Source organism: Nostoc sp. DSM 114167 (assembly GCF_052692655.1).
Genome location: NZ_CP195116.1, coordinates 1,338,058 through 1,356,076 on the forward strand (window position 1 = coordinate 1,338,058; position 18,019 = coordinate 1,356,076).

The 18,019-nt window shown below is 41.3% G+C and carries 15 protein-coding genes and 2 pseudogenes; 13 read left to right on the forward strand and 4 right to left on the reverse strand.

The genetic code is table 11. From position 1 onward, the window contains the following. The first annotated feature begins 95 nt into the window (after positions 1–95). The gene (locus NSTC731_RS05665) at positions 96–653 is read left to right on the forward strand and encodes an SRPBCC family protein (protein ID WP_445629955.1); all 558 of its coding nucleotides are present in this window, start codon (positions 96–98) and stop codon (positions 651–653) included. A 106-nt stretch (positions 654–759) separates the two neighbouring features. On the opposite strand, the pseudogene clpB reads toward NSTC731_RS05665, so the two are convergent. Further along, positions 760–3,380, reverse strand: a pseudogene (gene clpB / locus NSTC731_RS05670) (ATP-dependent chaperone ClpB). Positions 3,381–3,550: 170 nt separating this feature from the next. Here clpB and NSTC731_RS05675 point away from each other — a divergent pair. The 9 genes from NSTC731_RS05675 (at position 3,551) to NSTC731_RS05715 (ending at position 11,411) form a co-directional block, all read left to right on the forward strand. Next, positions 3,551–3,775: a hypothetical protein gene (locus NSTC731_RS05675; RefSeq protein ID WP_445629956.1), complete on the forward strand. Its 225-nt coding sequence runs from the start codon at positions 3,551–3,553 to the stop codon at positions 3,773–3,775. A 209-nt stretch (positions 3,776–3,984) separates the two neighbouring features. Further along, on the forward strand, positions 3,985–4,533 hold the full coding sequence (locus NSTC731_RS05680; protein ID WP_445629957.1) for a hypothetical protein: 549 nt from the start codon (positions 3,985–3,987) through the stop codon (positions 4,531–4,533). An 847-nt stretch (positions 4,534–5,380) separates the two neighbouring features. Further along, entirely contained in the window at positions 5,381–5,755 is a 375-nt protein-coding gene (locus NSTC731_RS05685; protein ID WP_445629958.1) for a hypothetical protein, read from the forward strand. A 91-nt stretch (positions 5,756–5,846) separates the two neighbouring features. After that, positions 5,847–6,101 (forward strand): TIGR02450 family Trp-rich protein, encoded by a 255-nt coding sequence (locus NSTC731_RS05690; RefSeq protein WP_322672297.1) that lies wholly within the window; start codon positions 5,847–5,849, stop codon positions 6,099–6,101. A 737-nt stretch (positions 6,102–6,838) separates the two neighbouring features. Further along, positions 6,839–7,705 carry a ferredoxin:protochlorophyllide reductase (ATP-dependent) iron-sulfur ATP-binding protein gene (gene bchL, locus NSTC731_RS05695; RefSeq protein WP_138503144.1) on the forward strand — a complete coding sequence of 289 codons (867 nt, stop codon included), beginning with the start codon at positions 6,839–6,841 and terminating at the stop codon, positions 7,703–7,705. 32 nt (positions 7,706–7,737) lie between these two features. Next, the gene (locus NSTC731_RS05700; RefSeq protein WP_445629959.1) at positions 7,738–8,526 is read left to right on the forward strand and encodes a DUF5331 domain-containing protein; all 789 of its coding nucleotides are present in this window, start codon (positions 7,738–7,740) and stop codon (positions 8,524–8,526) included. 204 nt (positions 8,527–8,730) lie between these two features. Then, positions 8,731–10,134, forward strand: coding sequence for a ferredoxin:protochlorophyllide reductase (ATP-dependent) subunit N (locus NSTC731_RS05705; RefSeq protein WP_445629960.1), 1,404 nt, complete (start codon positions 8,731–8,733; stop codon positions 10,132–10,134). A 162-nt stretch (positions 10,135–10,296) separates the two neighbouring features. Then, entirely contained in the window at positions 10,297–11,211 is a 915-nt protein-coding gene (locus NSTC731_RS05710; protein ID WP_445629961.1) for a nucleotidyl transferase AbiEii/AbiGii toxin family protein, read from the forward strand. Positions 11,212–11,222: 11 nt separating this feature from the next. Continuing rightward, the gene (locus NSTC731_RS05715; protein WP_445629962.1) at positions 11,223–11,411 is read left to right on the forward strand and encodes a hypothetical protein; all 189 of its coding nucleotides are present in this window, start codon (positions 11,223–11,225) and stop codon (positions 11,409–11,411) included. 300 nt (positions 11,412–11,711) lie between these two features. Here NSTC731_RS05715 and NSTC731_RS05720 read toward each other — a convergent pair whose 3' ends face one another. Next, entirely contained in the window at positions 11,712–12,683 is a 972-nt protein-coding gene (locus NSTC731_RS05720; RefSeq protein ID WP_445629963.1) for a hypothetical protein, read from the reverse strand. Positions 12,684–12,892: 209 nt separating this feature from the next. Between NSTC731_RS05720 and NSTC731_RS05725 the strand changes: the two genes are divergently transcribed. Both NSTC731_RS05725 and NSTC731_RS05730 read left to right on the forward strand, forming a co-directional pair. After that, a complete protein-coding gene (locus tag NSTC731_RS05725) occupies positions 12,893–13,159 on the forward strand; it encodes a hypothetical protein (protein ID WP_445629964.1) in 267 nt (88 codons plus the stop codon). 86 nt (positions 13,160–13,245) lie between these two features. Beyond that, positions 13,246–15,903, forward strand: coding sequence for a DUF3656 domain-containing U32 family peptidase (locus tag NSTC731_RS05730; protein ID WP_445629965.1), 2,658 nt, complete (start codon positions 13,246–13,248; stop codon positions 15,901–15,903). Here the strand turns inward: NSTC731_RS05730 and NSTC731_RS05735 are convergent. Both NSTC731_RS05735 and NSTC731_RS05740 read right to left on the reverse strand, forming a co-directional pair. Next, positions 15,852–16,037 (reverse strand): annotated as a pseudogene (locus NSTC731_RS05735) (hypothetical protein); the annotation flags it as partial. The gene NSTC731_RS05730 and the pseudogene NSTC731_RS05735 overlap by 52 nt on opposite strands. Before the next feature lie 113 nt (positions 16,038–16,150). After that, on the reverse strand, positions 16,151–17,038 hold the full coding sequence (locus NSTC731_RS05740) for a LysR family transcriptional regulator (protein WP_445629966.1): 888 nt from the start codon (positions 17,036–17,038) through the stop codon (positions 16,151–16,153). 155 nt (positions 17,039–17,193) lie between these two features. Between NSTC731_RS05740 and NSTC731_RS05745 the strand changes: the two genes are divergently transcribed. Next, complete coding sequence (locus NSTC731_RS05745) at positions 17,194–17,970, forward strand: class I SAM-dependent methyltransferase (RefSeq protein WP_445629967.1); 777 nt, start codon at positions 17,194–17,196, stop codon at positions 17,968–17,970. The last annotated feature ends 49 nt before the right edge of the window (positions 17,971–18,019 follow it).

Below are 18,019 nucleotides of genomic sequence, written 5' to 3' on the forward strand. Positions count from 1 at the left end.
AACTAATTTAATAATGGGTTGGATCTAAATCAAGTTTTATGGCTTGTAATTTCAACTCTATTTAGGTGGATGAGTTGAGGAGTAACTTAATCATTATGTCTGCGTCTTATATATCAGATTCAATTATTGCAGGTTCAGATATGGCTTGGAGTCAAGACAAGCAAAAGTTGCTGGTACAAGGTGAAATTTTGGTAGAAACGCGATCGCACAAGCTATCGGGTGGCGCGGTGACAGCCTGGATGTATTTGCCGATGGTGCGATCGCACGTTTGGCAGCAATTAACTGATTATCCTCGCTGGGTGCACTATTTTCCCGATATCACCAAGAGTGAGGTAGTACATAAAGGTGAAGTCAAACGTCTGTATCAAGCAGCACAAAAAGCCTTCTTATTTTTTACGGCTCAAGTAGAAATTTACCTCAATGTTGTAGAAGTGCTGGGGCAGCAAATCCAATTTCGGATGGTAAATGGGACTTTTGAGGACTTTAACGCCAATTTAGAACTACAAGATTGTGGTAATGGCACAATACTTGCTTATACTGTGCAAGCAACACCTCTAATTCCGATTCCATCTATTTTTATTCAACAAGCGATGAATTTAGAGTTGCCTGCAAATATGCGTAAAATGCGACAAGTTATGTGTAAGACTCAATAAAAAATTCAGACGTTGCCGATCGGATTTTCACTTTACCTATATAGATAATTCAAAAACCCGCTTTCTGTCAGAAAACGGGTTTTTGTGTGTGATTTATCAGGTGTAATTATCCGGTGAAGACTTCAACTGGTAAACGGCTAAACGACAACCTTTCATTTTGCACATCTACAAAGATGGTGTTACCGTCGTTGAATTCGCCGCGCAAGATGGATTTAGCAATTTGAGTTTCTAACTCTCGCTGAATCGCCCGCTTCAGTGGACGCGCCCCATACACTGGGTCGTACCCTACTTCTGCTAAAAAGTCAAGGGCAGCATCGGAGAGTTTGAGAGAGATTTTGCGATCGCTCAATCTTTGCCGCAATCTTTCCACTTGCAACAGCACAATTTGCCGCAATTCCTTCTTATCTAAACCGTGGAAGATGATGATTTCATCAATCCGGTTCAGGAACTCTGGACGGAAGCTATTTCGCATTGCTTCCATGACTCGACGGCGCATTTCGTCGTAGTGGGTGTTATCCCCAGCGATATCAAGAATGTACTGCGAACCGATGTTGCTAGTCATGATGATAATAGCGTTCTTGAAGTCCACCTTATGACCTTGGGCATCAGTGACGCGACCATCATCAAGAATTTGCAAGAAGATATTGAAGACATCGGGGTGTGCTTTCTCGATTTCGTCGAAAAGAATCACTGAGTAAGGACGGCGACGAATCGCTTCTGTAAGTTGTCCGCCTTCTTCGTAACCCACGTATCCTGGAGGCGCACCGATTAAACGAGAGACGGCGTGTTTCTCCATATACTCAGACATATCGATTCGCACCAGCGCATCTTCGCTATCGAACATATACGCCGCCAGCGCTTTCGCCAATTCGGTTTTACCCACACCCGTAGGCCCAAGGAAAATAAAGCTAGCAATAGGACGATTAGGATCGGCTAATCCAGCGCGCGATCGCTGAATTGAATCCGCTACAGCTGTGACTGCTTCTTCTTGTCCAACCACGCGGCGGTGGAGTTCATCTTCTAAATGCAGCAGTTTTTCTTTTTCAGATTCCACCAACTTACTGATCGGAATTCCTGTCCATTTAGAAATAATTTCAGCAATATCACCTTCTGTGACTTCTTCTCTTAATAGTGATTTACCACTTCTTTGAGTGTTTGCCAATTCAGCTTCTATTGCTTCCAATTGACGATGCAAACTGGTTAAAGTGCCGTATTTCAACTCCGCAGCGCGGTTAAGGTCATAGTCGCGTTCTGCTTGCTGAATCTCTAGATTGACCTGTTCAATCTCTTTTTTCACAGACTGAATTTTGTCAATGATATCTTTTTCAGACTGCCATTGAGTATTTAGAGTTTTTTGTTCTTCTTTGAGATCGGCAATTTCTTTTTCCAATCTTCCTAAACGTTCGCGAGAAGCGGCATCGCTTTCTTTTTGCAGCGATAGCTTCTCCATTTCCAATTGCAGAATCTTGCGATCGATTTCGTCGAGTTCTTCTGGTTTGGAGGTAATCTCCATTTTCAGCCTAGCGGCGGCTTCGTCTACCAAGTCAATGGCTTTATCTGGTAGGAAGCGATCGCTAATATATCGACTTGACAATACGGCGGCTGCAACTAAAGCACTATCAGAAATCTTCACCCCGTGGTGGTTTTCATAACGTTCTCTCAACCCGCGCAAAATCGAAATACTATCTTCTACACTAGGTTGATCGACATAAACCTGTTGGAACCGTCTTTCTAGTGCAGCATCTTTTTCGATATATTTGCGGTATTCATCCAAAGTTGTCGCCCCAATACAGCGCAATTCGCCCCGCGCCAACATCGGTTTTAACAAGTTACCCGCATCCATCGCGCCTTGGGTTGCACCAGCGCCGACAACGGTGTGAATTTCATCAATAAATAAAACAATATTGCCGCCAGATTCAGTAACTTCTTTTAATACTGCTTTCAGGCGTTCTTCAAATTCACCCCGGAATTTTGCCCCTGCAATCAAAGCACCCATATCTAAAGCGATTAGCTTGCGGTCTTTGAGGGATTGGGGTACATCACCTGCGATAATGCGCTGTGCTAATCCTTCGGCGATCGCAGTTTTACCAACACCCGGTTCACCAATTAGCACAGGATTATTTTTGGTACGGCGAGAAAGAATTTGCACAGTCCGACGAATCTCATCATCTCGCCCAATTACTGGGTCAAGTTGACCTTTACGCGCGGCTTCTGTAAGGTCACGCCCGTATTTTTCCAGTGCTTCGTATTTGCCTTCTGGATTTTGGTCGGTCACTTTTTGGCTCCCCCGAACTTGTTTAATAATATTTTTGAGCTTGCCTTCGTCTAAAGCAAACTCTTGGAATAAAGCTTTGCCAAAACGGTCATCTTTGGCATAACCCAGCAATAAGTGTTCAATTGAAATATATTCGTCTTGAAACTCTTTGCGATATCCGTCTGCTCGATCTAGAAGTGTATCCAAGCTGCGTCCCAAGTAAACAGAACTGCTGCTACCGGATACTTTTGGCTGACGTTGGAAAAATTGTTCAGTGCGATATCGCGCAGTTTTTGCAGGTCAACACCCGCTTTTGTGAGAATCCCTGTTGCTAGACCATCTTGTTCTAGCAGCGCTTTCATTAGGTGTTCGCTTTCAATTTGTTGTTGTTGATATTGTTTAACAATATCTGGGGTATGGGCGATCGCTTCCCAAGCTTTTTCTGTAAATTGGTTAGGATTAGTAGGTTGCATAGGCTTTTTCAGGAACGTAGAGGTGCTGTAGCTTGTCAGAGGCTACCACCAGAACACCAAGTAAAGATAATTTTTGCTCTCAATAGATATTGTATGAACAGGGGAGCGATCGCCTAGATCGGTGTTCACATCTTGAAAAAGTGGTATTTTCCCCTAGTTCCGATTTTCCTATGTGGATTTCAATTACTGGCCTGCGGAATGTCAGCAGATGCCCTCTTGTGTGCGATGGCGCAAGCGCCCATGATATAGGCGATCGCATTAGTTGGGTTTATTCCAGTGAGCGCTTAGGAGTCGGTACAGAGGTTTTTGGAGTCGCCCTGGAAGCCGAATCGTGTTTACTTGACAGCGCTGGAGGAGAAAGTGTTGCGTGTGCTGAGTTGGAGACTAGCAGTTAATCTAACAAGGGAATAATGCAACAATGCTGGAAATCTATGTTCGTGCCAGTAATCCGAAAACTTTTGCGGTGCTTTGGCGATGTCTACACCCGCAAAAAAATCTAATTTTCAAAATCAAATTGCATATTTGCATATTTAATCAAAAAACTACTGAATATTCCTTTAGCTAGAGGTTTTTTCAACATCTACTTACTTAAGGAGGAAAAATAATGAATCGATTCAAATATTCCAAGAAGATTTTTGGAGTTCTTGCTGTTTTACTCGTAATTTGTGCAACTTTCTTTCCGAGAATGGCAATTGCAGATTCACAGACTGCGCCTATCAAGTCAGATTGTACCGTCATCGGTGAAGTAAAAATAATACCAGATCCAAAAGATCCCAATGAAATCGATGTTCTACCACCGACTGTGATAGTTAACAATGCCGATGGATGTAGCTTCAGTGCTAACGCGATGAAGTTATCACAAGCTCTAAGGGTTGAAAGAGCTATTATAAATTTGCCTGCGGATGTAACTGGGGTTGTTAAAAGCCTTCAGATCAGCAAAGTCGATAATGAAGGCAATAAAGCAGTCATTTATGGCTGTTCTAATTTAAAAGTTCAGGATGGTACGGATTTAAATGTATCTTGCGGGGGGCCATCTTACTTACCAGCGAACCAGTCCTTGGAATATAATGCAACTATTGCAGACTTTAAGCCAGGGACTAAGTTTGCCATTACGCTGGTAGCATCACAGTCTAAACAACTAGGTTTGCAGTAAGTATACGCCTGTTATACCAAAAAGCCTATTTGGTGTAACAGGTAAAACTGCTTAGTACAAAAAGCTTAGTACAAAAATGTTTGCTCCTTCCTAGCCGTAACTAAAAAAGACGGGCGTACCCCCTTAATTTTAAGCAAAGCCAACTGTATGGCATACACTGCCCGTAATTAGCTCTAATATCCCTTGGTTGAACAACTGAAACATTTTAGTCGTGGGTAGAAAACAATTTAGTTCTATGTTTTATCAAGAATCGTATACTTAAATTTTGTATACGATTCCTTTATTAAGCGATTAAATGACTAGCTCGCTTACTTAATTTTGATACAACTCCTATTTATTTCTGGCTAAGACTGTAGCTTTCCCCGGAACTCAGTTCTCATAAATTTAGTATAGCAATAAAACCAAAGTAAATGGCGATCGCAGCAGTAATACCATGAAGCCAAATCTTATTGAATTCACAAGCAGCCATCAAAGAAACGCTCAAAGCTTTTTCGATTAATATTCATAACATTCTAGAGATGCTTATTAAACAAAATTATTTCCAATAAAAAGATTTGGAGCACGTTAAATTATATTTAAAAGATGTGAAATGGTCAAGTAGATATTTCATCAGGTCAATTACACTTAATCGCATTGAAAACAGCTTATCCCTGAAAGTTAAAGCTGACTATTTTTTTCTTAGAATGTATGGTAACTGTCTTAACAATATCTATAGAGACATGGTGATAAACAAAATTACTCCTTCATAAGTAGGAATCGAAATGCGTACACCAAGTATGACGTATTAAATCTACCTTGCCCCCATACAGAGTTACCATGATTTCAGGTCGCCTAGTGGATGCTGAAAATGATTGACCCCTACGACTTTGAAGATGATAACTTTGACTTAGAGGATGAGGATTTCTTGAAAATAAAACCCATCAGCCAAATGACTGAAGGGGAAAAGCTACAGCGATTTAAGCGGTTCTTCGACAGCAGCAGCCGTGCGATGTTGCAAGACTGTCTATTTCGCATCGTCAATGACGAAGATGGTACGGGTACGTTAGAAATTCTTTGTCCTAATGAAGTCGTAAGACTACGCCTTTCTAAGAAAAAGCGCAAAATTACCAACAACATCAACACCTGCTGGAGCCATATCAGATGGTTTTCGCTATGCGTTCAGCAAGATAATGAGTTGGATTGCCAGAAGTTTACCCGTAACGGTGATTTGGTGACATCTTAAGGTGGGGAATTAGAAATTGAGAATTGGGAATGGGGAATGGGAAATAAAGAAAGTGTTTTCCCAATGACAAATGACAAATGACAAATGACAAATGACTAAAAAACAAAAATTTCCTTACCTAGTTGGTTCTAAGTGGACAGCACAGCAAAAAGTTGATGGCTGGCGGCATTTCCAAGTTGTCAATCGGAAAAATCAGGGTAAATGGGTTTACGCCGAAATGGTTGCTGCTTGCGATCCTAAAGTCCGTTTTTGGATAAATGCCAAATTATTACAAGATAACTCCCAGTGGCAAGCTGGTTGGCAAACATTACAGGAAATCCAGGAAATTAAAACTGAGGTGTCCTAATTGCCTTAAGCCGCACAGCCAAAAGATTTTAACCTCAGTTCCATTGCTCTCTCTTTTAGGAAAGAGGCTTTGAATCTTACTCCCCAACGCTAGTAGGGAAGGGATTGGGGGTTAAGTCTGTCATATGACTCAACCCAGAAACCCTATATCTTGCAAATTAATAATATTTTACAAAATCACACTAACTCACTCTCAAGCAGCAATTAAATGGTTTGCTCTACCGACTGAAAACTGGCGATTTATCTGCGATACCTTCTCTACAAGAGGCTTCTCTTTCAGAGACGCTAACGAGAACGCCAACGGTGAGCTACGCTAACACAAATTTCAGTAGTATTTCCAGCATCAGGCTGCATATACCTCTCTTTTGCCTTAACTCTGCGCCCCAATGCCTTGAAAACAGGTTGTAAAAACATTAGCTAATTCTATGAAAAGCATTCAAAAAGGCAGATTTAAATTTTTTGTATTTTGTAACTATTTTTATAAAAATAAGTAATAAAAAGTTTTTATTATGTATTTTTAAATCTTTTAAGGTCTTTAGGGTTCATAAAAACCTAAATTAATCTAATTGAGCTTTAATTCATCCTCTAAAACCGTTTTACAGATTAGGAGCCACTTTCTTTTCTAGGTAATTTGCCCAATAATGACATCAACAGACCTCACGCATCGCCATCTCAGGAAAGGTGAAGGCAAATGTTTGAGCCACAAGTTTGACCAAAAGCTATAAGAGGGAAACAACAGTGAAACTAGCAGTCTACGGAAAAGGTGGTATCGGTAAATCCACAACTAGCTGTAATATATCCGTCGCCCTAGCTAAACGTGGCAAGAAAGTGCTGCAAATTGGCTGCGACCCCAAACATGACAGCACCTTCACCCTGACTGGGTTTTTGATTCCGACAATTATCGACACCCTCCAAGAAAAGGACTATCACTACGAAGATGTCTGGCCGGAAGATGTAATTTATAAAGGCTACGGCGGTGTTGATTGCGTAGAAGCTGGTGGTCCACCTGCGGGTGCTGGATGTGGCGGCTACGTAGTCGGTGAAACCGTAAAATTACTTAAAGAACTCAACGCCTTTGATGAGTACGATGTAATTCTCTTTGACGTTCTGGGTGACGTAGTTTGTGGTGGTTTTGCAGCACCACTCAACTATGCAGATTACTGCCTGATTGTTACAGACAATGGCTTTGATGCTTTATTTGCTGCCAATCGGATTGCTGCTTCAGTCCGCGAAAAAGCAAGAACTCACCCACTGCGTTTAGCTGGGTTAATTGGCAATCGCACATCCAAGCGTGACTTGATTGAAAAATATGTAGAAGCAGTGCCCATGCCAGTTTTGGAAGTTTTACCTTTAATTGAAGATATTCGTGTTTCCCGTGTGAAAGGTAAGACTTTGTTTGAGATGGCAGAGCAAGATCCTTCTCTAGACTACGTTTGCGACTACTATCTCAACATCGCCGACCAAATTCTAGCGCGTCCCGAAGGTGTTGTACCTAATGATTCACCAGATCGGGAGTTGTTCTCTTTGTTGTCCGATTTTTATCTAAATCCGGGTAAACCCCAGGTTCCTAATTCAGAAGAGGAACTAGACTTGATGATTGTATAAATCACCAAGTTCTCAGGATGGGGGACAATAACATGGCATTCTTTCACAGCTTTACAGATTCAATAAAGCAAAAGTGGTTACAATTTTTCCAGAATAATCGAGACTGGATTATCCTCCACATGGAAGTGGAATCGGTGTACACCCCTGATGGCGGGAAGCGACCACCTTCTTACCTCATCCTGGGAGTTCTTAACGCCCTAGAGCCAAAACTAGCGCAGTTAATGCTGCCATTTGCCAAACTCAATCCTGACGCCGATACCCTGATTGAAGTCCTGGATTTGCATTTTGACCCAGATTTAGCTCTCGGTAATCGCTTCGTCGTCAACCAAGATGTAGAAAAATACGTAGAAGAAGCAGTATCTGTCATTGATGAAAAGCCTGAAGATGAAACATTGACACACGATCATACAAATGGCTTTGCGGCGGTGGCGGTAGTTGAAGAGTTCGCAATCGTGGATTCTGAGGATGAAAGCCTGGGAATCAGCCAGTTGGAAGAAACGGAAAATGGCTTTGGCGATATTTCCTTAACCAACGGACACAACTCAAAAGATGAGTCTCTCCAAAACTCTAGTTTAGAAGCAGATGAGTTTGGGGAAATTGCCTTCGATACAACAGCTGCAACGGAAGTAAAGCTGGATGAAGAAGAGGCACTTGGAGATAGTCCACTAGATGAGAATGCGTTTAAAGACGTGTTATCAGATGTCTGGGGTGATGAAACAGCTTTACAAAAGGCTGAAGAAAATAACGATTTTTTAGGGGAAGAACTGCCAGCAGGCGTTTTTGATGAATCAGAAATTGCCCGCCTCTTCCCCAATGCTTAATTACTAAGTTAGGAGTTAGGAGTTAAGAGTTAGGAGTTAAAAAAGTTGGAGTAAAAAAGTTAGGAAAAAACTTAGGAGTTAAAAAATTTTATAGTTATTAATCAGAACTCCTAACTCCTGTACAGACGCGATTAATCGCGTCTCTACTACTAACTCCTAACTCCTAACTTCTAACTTTAAATATCAAGGGGAGAAAAAACCAAAATGACTGTCGCTCAACAACCAGAAGCTTTAAACTTTGAATGTGAAACAGGAAATTACCATACCTTTTGCCCAATTAGCTGCGTGGCGTGGTTATACCAAAAAATTGAAGATAGCTTCTTTTTGGTGATTGGGACAAAAACTTGTGGCTACTTCCTGCAAAACGCGATGGGGGTAATGATTTTTGCTGAACCCCGCTATGCAATGGCAGAGTTGGAAGAGGGCGATATTTCGGCACAGCTGAATGATTATGAAGAGTTAAAGCGGTTGTGCTTGCAAATTAAACGCGATCGCAATCCTAGTGTAATTGTCTGGATTGGCACTTGCACTACAGAAATTATCAAAACAGATTTGGAAGGTTTGGCACCGAAACTAGAATCTGAAATCGGGATTCCCATCGTTGTAGCGCGGGCAAATGGTCTAGATTACGCCTTCACCCAAGGAGAAGACACCGTATTAGCAGCAATGGCTAACCGTTGTCCTGATAAGGCTCCGGTGGCGGAAACAGAGAAAAATGAACGTAATGCGATCGCTAAATTGCTCAACTTTGGTAAGAAGAAAGAAGATGTCGCCCAAGATGAATCTGAGTACGTAGATCATCCACCCTTAGTTCTCTTTGGCTCCCTTCCCGACCCCGTGGTTACTCAGTTAACCTTGGAACTGAAGAAACAAGGCATCAAAGTTTCTGGCTGGCTACCTGCGAAGCGCTTCACTGAATTGCCAGTACTAGAAGAAGGGTATTATGTCGCTGGTGTCAACCCCTTCCTCAGCCGCACAGCTACTACCTTAATGCGCCGCCGCAAGTGTAAACTCATTGGTGCACCCTTCCCCATTGGCCCCGATGGCACTCGCGCTTGGATTGAGAAAATCTGCTCGGTGTTTGGTATTACTCCTAAGGGTTTGGATGAACGGGAAGCCCAAATTTGGGCAGGCTTGGAAGATTACGTCAAACTAATTCGCGGTAAGTCTGTATTCTTCATGGGTGATAACTTGCTGGAAATCTCCCAGGCAAGATTCTTAATCCGTTGTGGGATGACAGTTCACGAAATCGGCATTCCCTATATGGATAAGCGCTATCAAGCTGCTGAGTTGGCACTGCTGGAGAAAACTTGCCAGGAAATGGGTTCACCTCTGCCAAGGATTGTAGAGAAGCCGGATAATTACAATCAACTCCAGCGAATTTATGAGTTGAAACCAGATTTGGTAATTACTGGTATGGCGCACGCTAATCCGTTAGAAGCACGCGGTATTAATACTAAGTGGTCTGTAGAGTTTACTTTTGCTCAAATTCACGGCTTTACGAATGCGCGTGACATATTAGAGTTGGTGACTCGTCCGTTGCGTCGAAATAATAATTTGAAAGATTTGGGTTGGGATAAGTTGGTGAGAGAAGAAGCGAAGATTTAGATTTTGGTTTGGATTGAGCAACAGCATATAATTAAGGCGAACCCAAAAAGTTCGCCTTTTTTGTCTCACAAAGGCGCAAAGTAAGAGCGCCTAAAAATAGTTACAATCAGGTGGATATCGCCAAATCATAACTTAGAGAAAATTTAACCATTAGAGTTAATTATGCTTAAGCTCAATCCACAAAAGCTACCATTTCTAGAGTCTATTGGTTGGCAGCTAAAAAATGTATATCAAATGAGTGAGAAAGAAATTGTTCAATTGTATCAACGCAATTGGCATCATCAAACTACCTTCAAAAATTTAAAACAAGAAGAAAAGGATTTTGTTCATTATTTAGCAAAAAAATATAACTCCTGGATATTACCGGATTTTGAAATGTTTCATCTCGATCATCATAATAATATACTTAAAATCCTTAATGCTTTCAATCCAGAAGTTTTCAAAAAAGCTTCTGCATACTTTGGCGGTGGTACACTCTTGGCATTAGAATATGATGAATACAGGCTTAGTAAAGATATTGATTTCCTCTTTCCTTATGGAACTGAAAATTACAGATATTTAAGAAATTTGATTTGCGATGAAGGAATTGTAGCATTATTTCAAAGTACAACAGATATCGAATTAGGTGACAGTACAATAAATCAATATGGTATTCGTTTTCCTATTGTAGTCAATGAAACAACTATTAAAGTAGAAATTGTAGCCAATGGGATTTTTACTTTAGACTCTCCTGTTTATCCGAAATGGACAAAAATACCTTGTCTGAGTATAAGCGATAGATTTACATCAAAACTAATGGCTAATGCTGACCGATGGAACGATTCAAGTACACAATCTAGAGATTTGATTGACTTAGCAATATTGCGTGTAAATAACGAAATTCCCGCACGTGCAATTGCTAAAGCTGAAGAAAGCTACGAAGTAAAAAAGCCATTAGTTAAAGCCATCACTAATTTTACTGAAAAAGAAAGATATAGAGATAAATGTTTTCATGAGTTAAATATACCCGAAGAGAAATTTCCAATAATAATGGATGGAATAAATTGGCTTCTTGTTGACTTTGAATCTATGAATTAAAGGAATTTAAAATGCAATTATCACTAGCAAACGAGCAAGAATTTATTATTATTGATATGAGTGATGTAGCTATTTTAAATCATAATAAACCTTTTCCAGAAACTAAATTAGATGATGTAGCAGGCTGTTTAAAATATCAAGGAGAACCTAAAACTCTTGAGGATATAGATAATGCAATTCTAGAGGTTTGGATGGAATGATGTACATTAATTCTGCACCGTCTGGTTTAATCTCTGTAGACGGAGTTAATTTAAGCCAGTCATGAAAGCTGATTCCTAATTGGGATATTGCTTGTACTTCTGTTTGGTAAGATTCAAAGCGGCGATTAGTTTCAATCATAGATTCCATTACCTCAAATACTTGGGGAAGACGTTTGTAAGCTTCTTGTTCAAATCTTCCTGTGAATGGAGTAGGATTTCCTCCGAATATGCCCCATTGAATTTCACTACGATCTACAATTGCCGATGGAAGGGAAGATAGCCATTCATCATGACTTTGAGTCAGTTAAACATATTCTCACGTTGTATCTCGAAAACTGTATTTTCATTAAAATTCGGGTCAATCCATTGGTAAATTTGGGTTAGTTTATGCAAATCAATCTGACCTTTAAATTGAGGATGTAAGTATGCTGCTGGATTAGAAGTAAGCATAAGTTCAATATATTTTTTAAGTAGCAACCTAATAAATTTTGCCCCTTCTTGAAAACGACGAAGTGCTGTTTCATGTTCTTCTAGCTCTAAATGACAACGTGCTTCTGCAATATAGGCTAGAGATAATGTCAGTATATATTTGTCAATAATTGGGCTTTTCTGCGAAAGTTCATTCACTGTGTAATCTTTGTAAATATGTTCTGCTTCTAAGAAGCGATTGATAGCTTGTAAAGCGCTGCTTCTACGGTTTTCAACTCTAGTCATCGTAAAGGCATTAAGTGCTAATTCGATTCCAGCATGGAAGTTAGCATAGAAACTGAGGTCAATTTTGCGATTAATTTTATTTAACAATTCTCCTGCTTGTTTTAATTGGTTTTCTATTTCATTGATACGCTGCGATATAACAGCAAAACCCATCATAGATACCCCAAGATTAAGTACACTAGCAGCACTGCTTATCTGCAAAAGTTCTGAACTTATTTGTAAAGGTTTTCCAATTGCTCGGATTTGATTTTCAATATTACCTAATTGTTGGTTAACATCACCAAATCCTTTATCTAATCGCTGGTTAACATTGCTAAATCCCTTAGCTGACACGCCTATATTTGCTCCTGAAGTTAGCAAGTTTGCACCAGAAATAATCAGGTTTAGTATGTTATTAGGGGAACTTGTAGGCGTTGGAGTTGTCCCTCTTAAAAATCCAAGGACATTATTTGTTACAGTATCTCGGATTACACTCCCACATAGTACATATATTCCTTTAACTAACCCATTGGCAATATGAGGTGCAAGTGTAAAGGAAGCTTTAAGAAGTAAACTCACAATTATCTCCTAGTTGATAAATCTTTAGTAGCAGGTATGGCAAAAAGATACTTTGTCTCTATGCAGTAAATAGCTGCGCTTTACTCAGTATTCCCAATTTGAGTTCTATTCTGTCTAATAGCGATCGCTCTTTTTTAACCCAATGATGTGCAGCAAAATAAGAGAGCGATCGCAGATACAATCATAAGTAAAAGGCAAACTGGTAGAAAATGACTGAAATTAATCACGCTATTACCGAACTACATCTGGAGTCATTACCGGATGTTCAGGTTTTGGCTGTGTGCGATATGCAGATGGAAAGTCAGCAACAAGAAGTTTTCAGTGAATTGTTAGCTCGTCACCGAGAGGGACAGCTTAATGATGCAGAAGTTCGTCAACTAGATGAACTTATGCAGGTCTACCGACGTGGCTTAGTAAGTAAAGCAAGAGCTTTAAAAGTGGCTGTTGAACGCGGCTTGAAATCTAACTTAAATTAATAAATTACAGATGAAAGAGCGATCGCCCCATCCCCCAATAACTTCGATAAAATCACTATGGTGCTAGTTAACCCTCTCTAAATCTAATGAAAAGCGATATCTCCGATGGGCTACGCCTACGCTCCCCTTCCCAACCTTCCCTTCAACGTCCTGAACTACTCGCGCCAGCAGGTAATTGGGAATGTGCTAAAGCTGCTGTGGAAAATGGGGCAGATGCGATTTACTTCGGTTTGGATCGGTTTAACGCCAGAATGCGGGCACAAAACTTTACTGAGGCAGACTTACCCCAATTGATGACATTCCTGCACCGTCGGGGCGTAAAGGGTTATGTCACTATCAACACACTTATATTTCCTAAAGAACTAGCACAAGCGCAGCAATATCTCCGCACAATTATTGCAGCTGGTGTGGATGCGGCGATCGTTCAAGATATTGGTATATGCCGTCTCATCCGTCAACTTTCCCCCGATTTTCCCATCCATGCTTCCACGCAAATGACAATTACCAGTGCGGCTGGAGTGGAATTTGCCAAATCTCTTGGCTGTCAGTTGGTGGTGCTGGCGCGTGAATGTTCTCTCAAAGAAATCAATAAAATACAGCAGCAGATTGCCCAACAGGAAACCTCGCTGCCTTTGGAAGTTTTTGTTCACGGTGCTTTGTGCGTAGCGTATTCCGGCCAGTGTTTGACTAGTGAGGCTTTAGGCGGACGTTCTGCTAACCGAGGTGAATGTGCCCAAGCTTGCCGAATGCCTTACGATTTAATCGCCGATGGCGAAGTTGTAAATTTAAAAGAGCGCAAATATTTACTCAGTCCTCAAGACCTAGCAGGGTTAGACGTTTTGCCCGATTTGGTGAAATCAGGAGTAACCTCTCTCAAGATTGAAGGTCGCCTGAAAGCTCCAGAGTATGTTGCTAATGTCACCCGTGTTTATCGGCAAGCTTTGGATAGTGTAATGACGGAATTGGAAAGACCTAACCCCCTAACCCCCTTTTCTACTAGCGTTGAGGGAATAAAAGCTCCCCTCTCCGAAACGGAGAGGGGTTGGGGGAGAGGTCAATCAGATCGAGAACATTACAACCTAGAAATGGCATTTTCTCGCGGACTCTACACTGGCTGGTTTGGCGGAATTAATAATCAGGAACTAGTTCACGCCCGTTTTGGTAAAAAACGTGGAGTTTATCTGGGTGAAGTTACCCGCATTCACAATGAACAGGTAACAGTCAAATTGCAAGCACCCGTAAAACTAGGAGATGGAATAGTATTTGACTGCGGTCATCCAGAGGCGAAGGAAGAAGGCGGTCGGGTTTATGCTGTGGTGTCCAAGGGTAAAGAAACCATCTTGTCCTTTGGGCGAAATGACTTGAACCTGCGCCGAGTGCATATAGGCGATCGCATTTGGAAAACCAGCGATCCAGAACTCGATAAGCAACTGCGGCAGAGTTTTGCTGGCGAGAATCCCCAATTTCAGCGTCCGATTGACTTAGAGATTTATGGAGAAGTTGGTCAGGCATTGATTGCGATCGCCCGCGATCGACTCGGTAATATTGTACAGGTAGAGTCTGCAACTTCTTTAGTTGAAGCGCACACCAAACCACTAGATACAGACCGTTTAAAAGAACAATTCGGTCGTCTTGGTAATACACCTTTCTGTTTAGGAACACTAACCAACCACCTCAGCGGTGCTATTATGCTACCCATCAGTGAATTGAACCGGATGCGGCGGGAAATGGTAGTACAGTTTGAAGAATTGCGAAGTCAACCCAAACGCTGGCAATTACATTCTGATGTCTCTTTCCAAAATTTACTCCCTTCGTCTCCCACTCTGCAAGAAGCTAAAGCTACATCTCCTTCACTCATCATCCTAGTACGAAATCTCAAGCAACTCCAAGCAGCACTCGAAGTCGGTATTGAAACACTGTATTGTGAATTTGAAGACCCCCGTGCTTACCAAGAAGCCGTGCAAATGGTGCGCCAACAACAGCAAAAAAACAAAGCAGAAAATTCTTCACTTTTAACTCATAACTTAGCACTCCCCACAATTTGGGTTGCACCACCCCGAATTACTAAACCGGGGGAAAATTGGATTTTGCAACAAGTACGTGCTTGTAAAGCAGATGGCTATCTGATACGGAACTATGACCAATTGCAATTCTTTGCAGCAGACCGTTGTATCGGAGATTTTTCGCTCAACGTTGCTAATCCTTTAACAGCAGACTACTTTCAGCAACACTTTGGTTTAGAAAGGCTGACAGCATCATACGACTTGAATATTACCCAACTGCAAGACCTGCTTACCAGTTGTCCGCCCCAGTGGTTTGAGGTGACAATCTATCAGCATATACCGATGTTTCACATGGAGCATTGTGTTTTTTGCGCTTTTCTATCAACAGGTACAGACTATACTAACTGTGGACGACCTTGTGAAAAACAGGAAGTGAAATTAAAAGACCGTGTAGGCAGCGAACACGTCCTCAAAGCAGATATAGGTTGCCGCAATACTGTATTTAACGGCACTGCTCAAACGGGAGCCGAGTACGTACAGCGCCTCATAGAACTGGGATTACGTCACTTCCGTATCGAGTTTGTGAATGAGACACCAGAGCAAGTGAGTAAAACAATACATTTTTATAGTCAATTATTGCGAGGTGAGATTACAGGTTCCCAACTCTGGCGCGAGTTGAAGTTGCAAAATCAATTAGGTGTGACTCGTGGCCCTATGGGAGTGTCTGCACTGCGCTCATAATTGATTTTCTGAACGCCAGCTTGAAAAATCTGTTCGGCGGTCAAGTTTAATTCTGGAAATGTAGGGGATATGATGCGATCGTTTCCCCTAAAAAGGTTAACTTGATACTCACCATCTAGCAAATAGTAAATGGCAGATGGAGAGGAAATTCAAGTAAAAACTCTCAATTACCTGGGGATTATTGCAGGTATTATTGATGAAATTGGGAAGTAAACTATATCGAATTTCTTAACGAGACACTCTCTGTTCATAATTGGTTTGCAACTTGTCTAACTATTTCCACAAGCTTCTGCACGGTTGGGGATGTTTCGTTTTTTCGCCAAATCATCGCAATGCCAACTTTTGAAGTAGATTCTTGTACGCTTTTATAAACTATTCCAGTCCGTTGCATATTTTGCAAAGATGCTGGCACGATCGCCACACCCATCTCGGCTGCTACTAAGCTCACAATCGTTTGCATCTGGATAGCTTCCTGGGCAACATTGGGACTAAAGCCTGCTTGTTGGCAAAGACTGATTATTAAATCGTAAAGTCCAGGCGCTAATATTCTGGGAAATAAAATAAATGGTTCATTGGCAAGCGATGTCAAACAGACATCAGACTCATTGGCTAGCAAATGTGCTTCAGGTAATGCCACCATCAGCGATTCTTGAAAAATAATCTCCCAACTAAATCTATTTTCATCAACAGGTGGACGTACAAATCCTACATCCATTCGACCTTCTCGCAACCACTCTAATTGTTGATCTGTAGTTAGTTCGTGTAACTCTAAACTCACACCAGGAACACAACTACGAAAGCTTCGCAGAATAGTTGGCAAAATATTATATGTGGCAGAACTGACAAAGCCAACCACTAACTGTCCAATTTCGCCCCGACTGGTTTGCCGCCCAACTTGAATTGCCTGTTGTAATTGCCTGAAAATTTGCTGAACTTCACATAGAAACACTTGTCCGGCTTCTGTTAACTGCACATTTCGTTTCGTGCGGTGAAACAGTTCAAAACCTAATTCCCCTTCTAGCTGCCGAATTTGTTGACTCAAGGGGGGTTGGGCAATATGCAAGCGTTCTGCTGCCCGTCCAAAGTGCAGTTCCTCTGCCAAGATGACAAAGTAGCGCAAATGCCGTAGTTCCATCTGTTACCCAAACTCATATCTTTTAAATATTAGTTAAGGTCAAAATATATATTGGACATAGTTAAAAATCTTTTTTACTGTAGTGATTAGGCATTCATGAACCTCAAGCAGATGGTTGAGGATTGGCGAATCAACACATTGTAATTTCACAATTTATGAATAATATTTCAACAAGCAATAATTGGGATACTTCGCTTTACGAAGATAAACACGCCTTTGTTTGGCAATATGGCGAAGACTTACTAAAATTACTCAACCCTCAGCCAGGAGAATTCATTTTGGATCTTGGCTGTGGAACTGGACAACTCACAGAAAAAATTGCCCAAGCTGGGGCTGAAGTCATGGGAGTTGATTATGCATCTGAGATGATTGAGAAGGCAAGAGAAAACTATCCCCATATCCGCTTTGATGTTGCTGATGCTAGAAGTTTTCAAGTAGATAAGCCATTGGATGCTGTATTTTCCAACGCTGTACTACATTGGGTAAAAGAAGCCGATCGCGCGATCGCCTCCATATACCAATCTCTAAAACCCGGAGGCCGTTTTGTTGCAGAATTTGGAGGTAAAGGGAATATAAAGGCGATCGCCACAGCTTTATACAGTGCTTTAGAGTCCATTGGTATCCCTCAAGCACAAGTAGAGAATCCTTGGTATTACCCCAGCATTGGCGAATACAGTAGCCTCCTAGAACAGCAAGGCTTTGATGTCATTTATGCTATGCTGTTTCCTCGCCCAACTCCCCTAGCAGAAGGAGAAGCAGGCATCGCAAACTGGATTAAAATGTTCGCCAATCCATTTTTAACCGGACTTTCACCTGAGCAACAAATACAAATAATTCCCGTCGTTGAGGAATATCTAAAGCCAACACTATATCAACAAGGAACTTGGACAGCAGATTATCGAAGAATTCGTATAGTTGCCATTAAACTATAAAATGTACGATTTTTTACTAGTGCTTTAATTACGAATTACGAATTAGTAT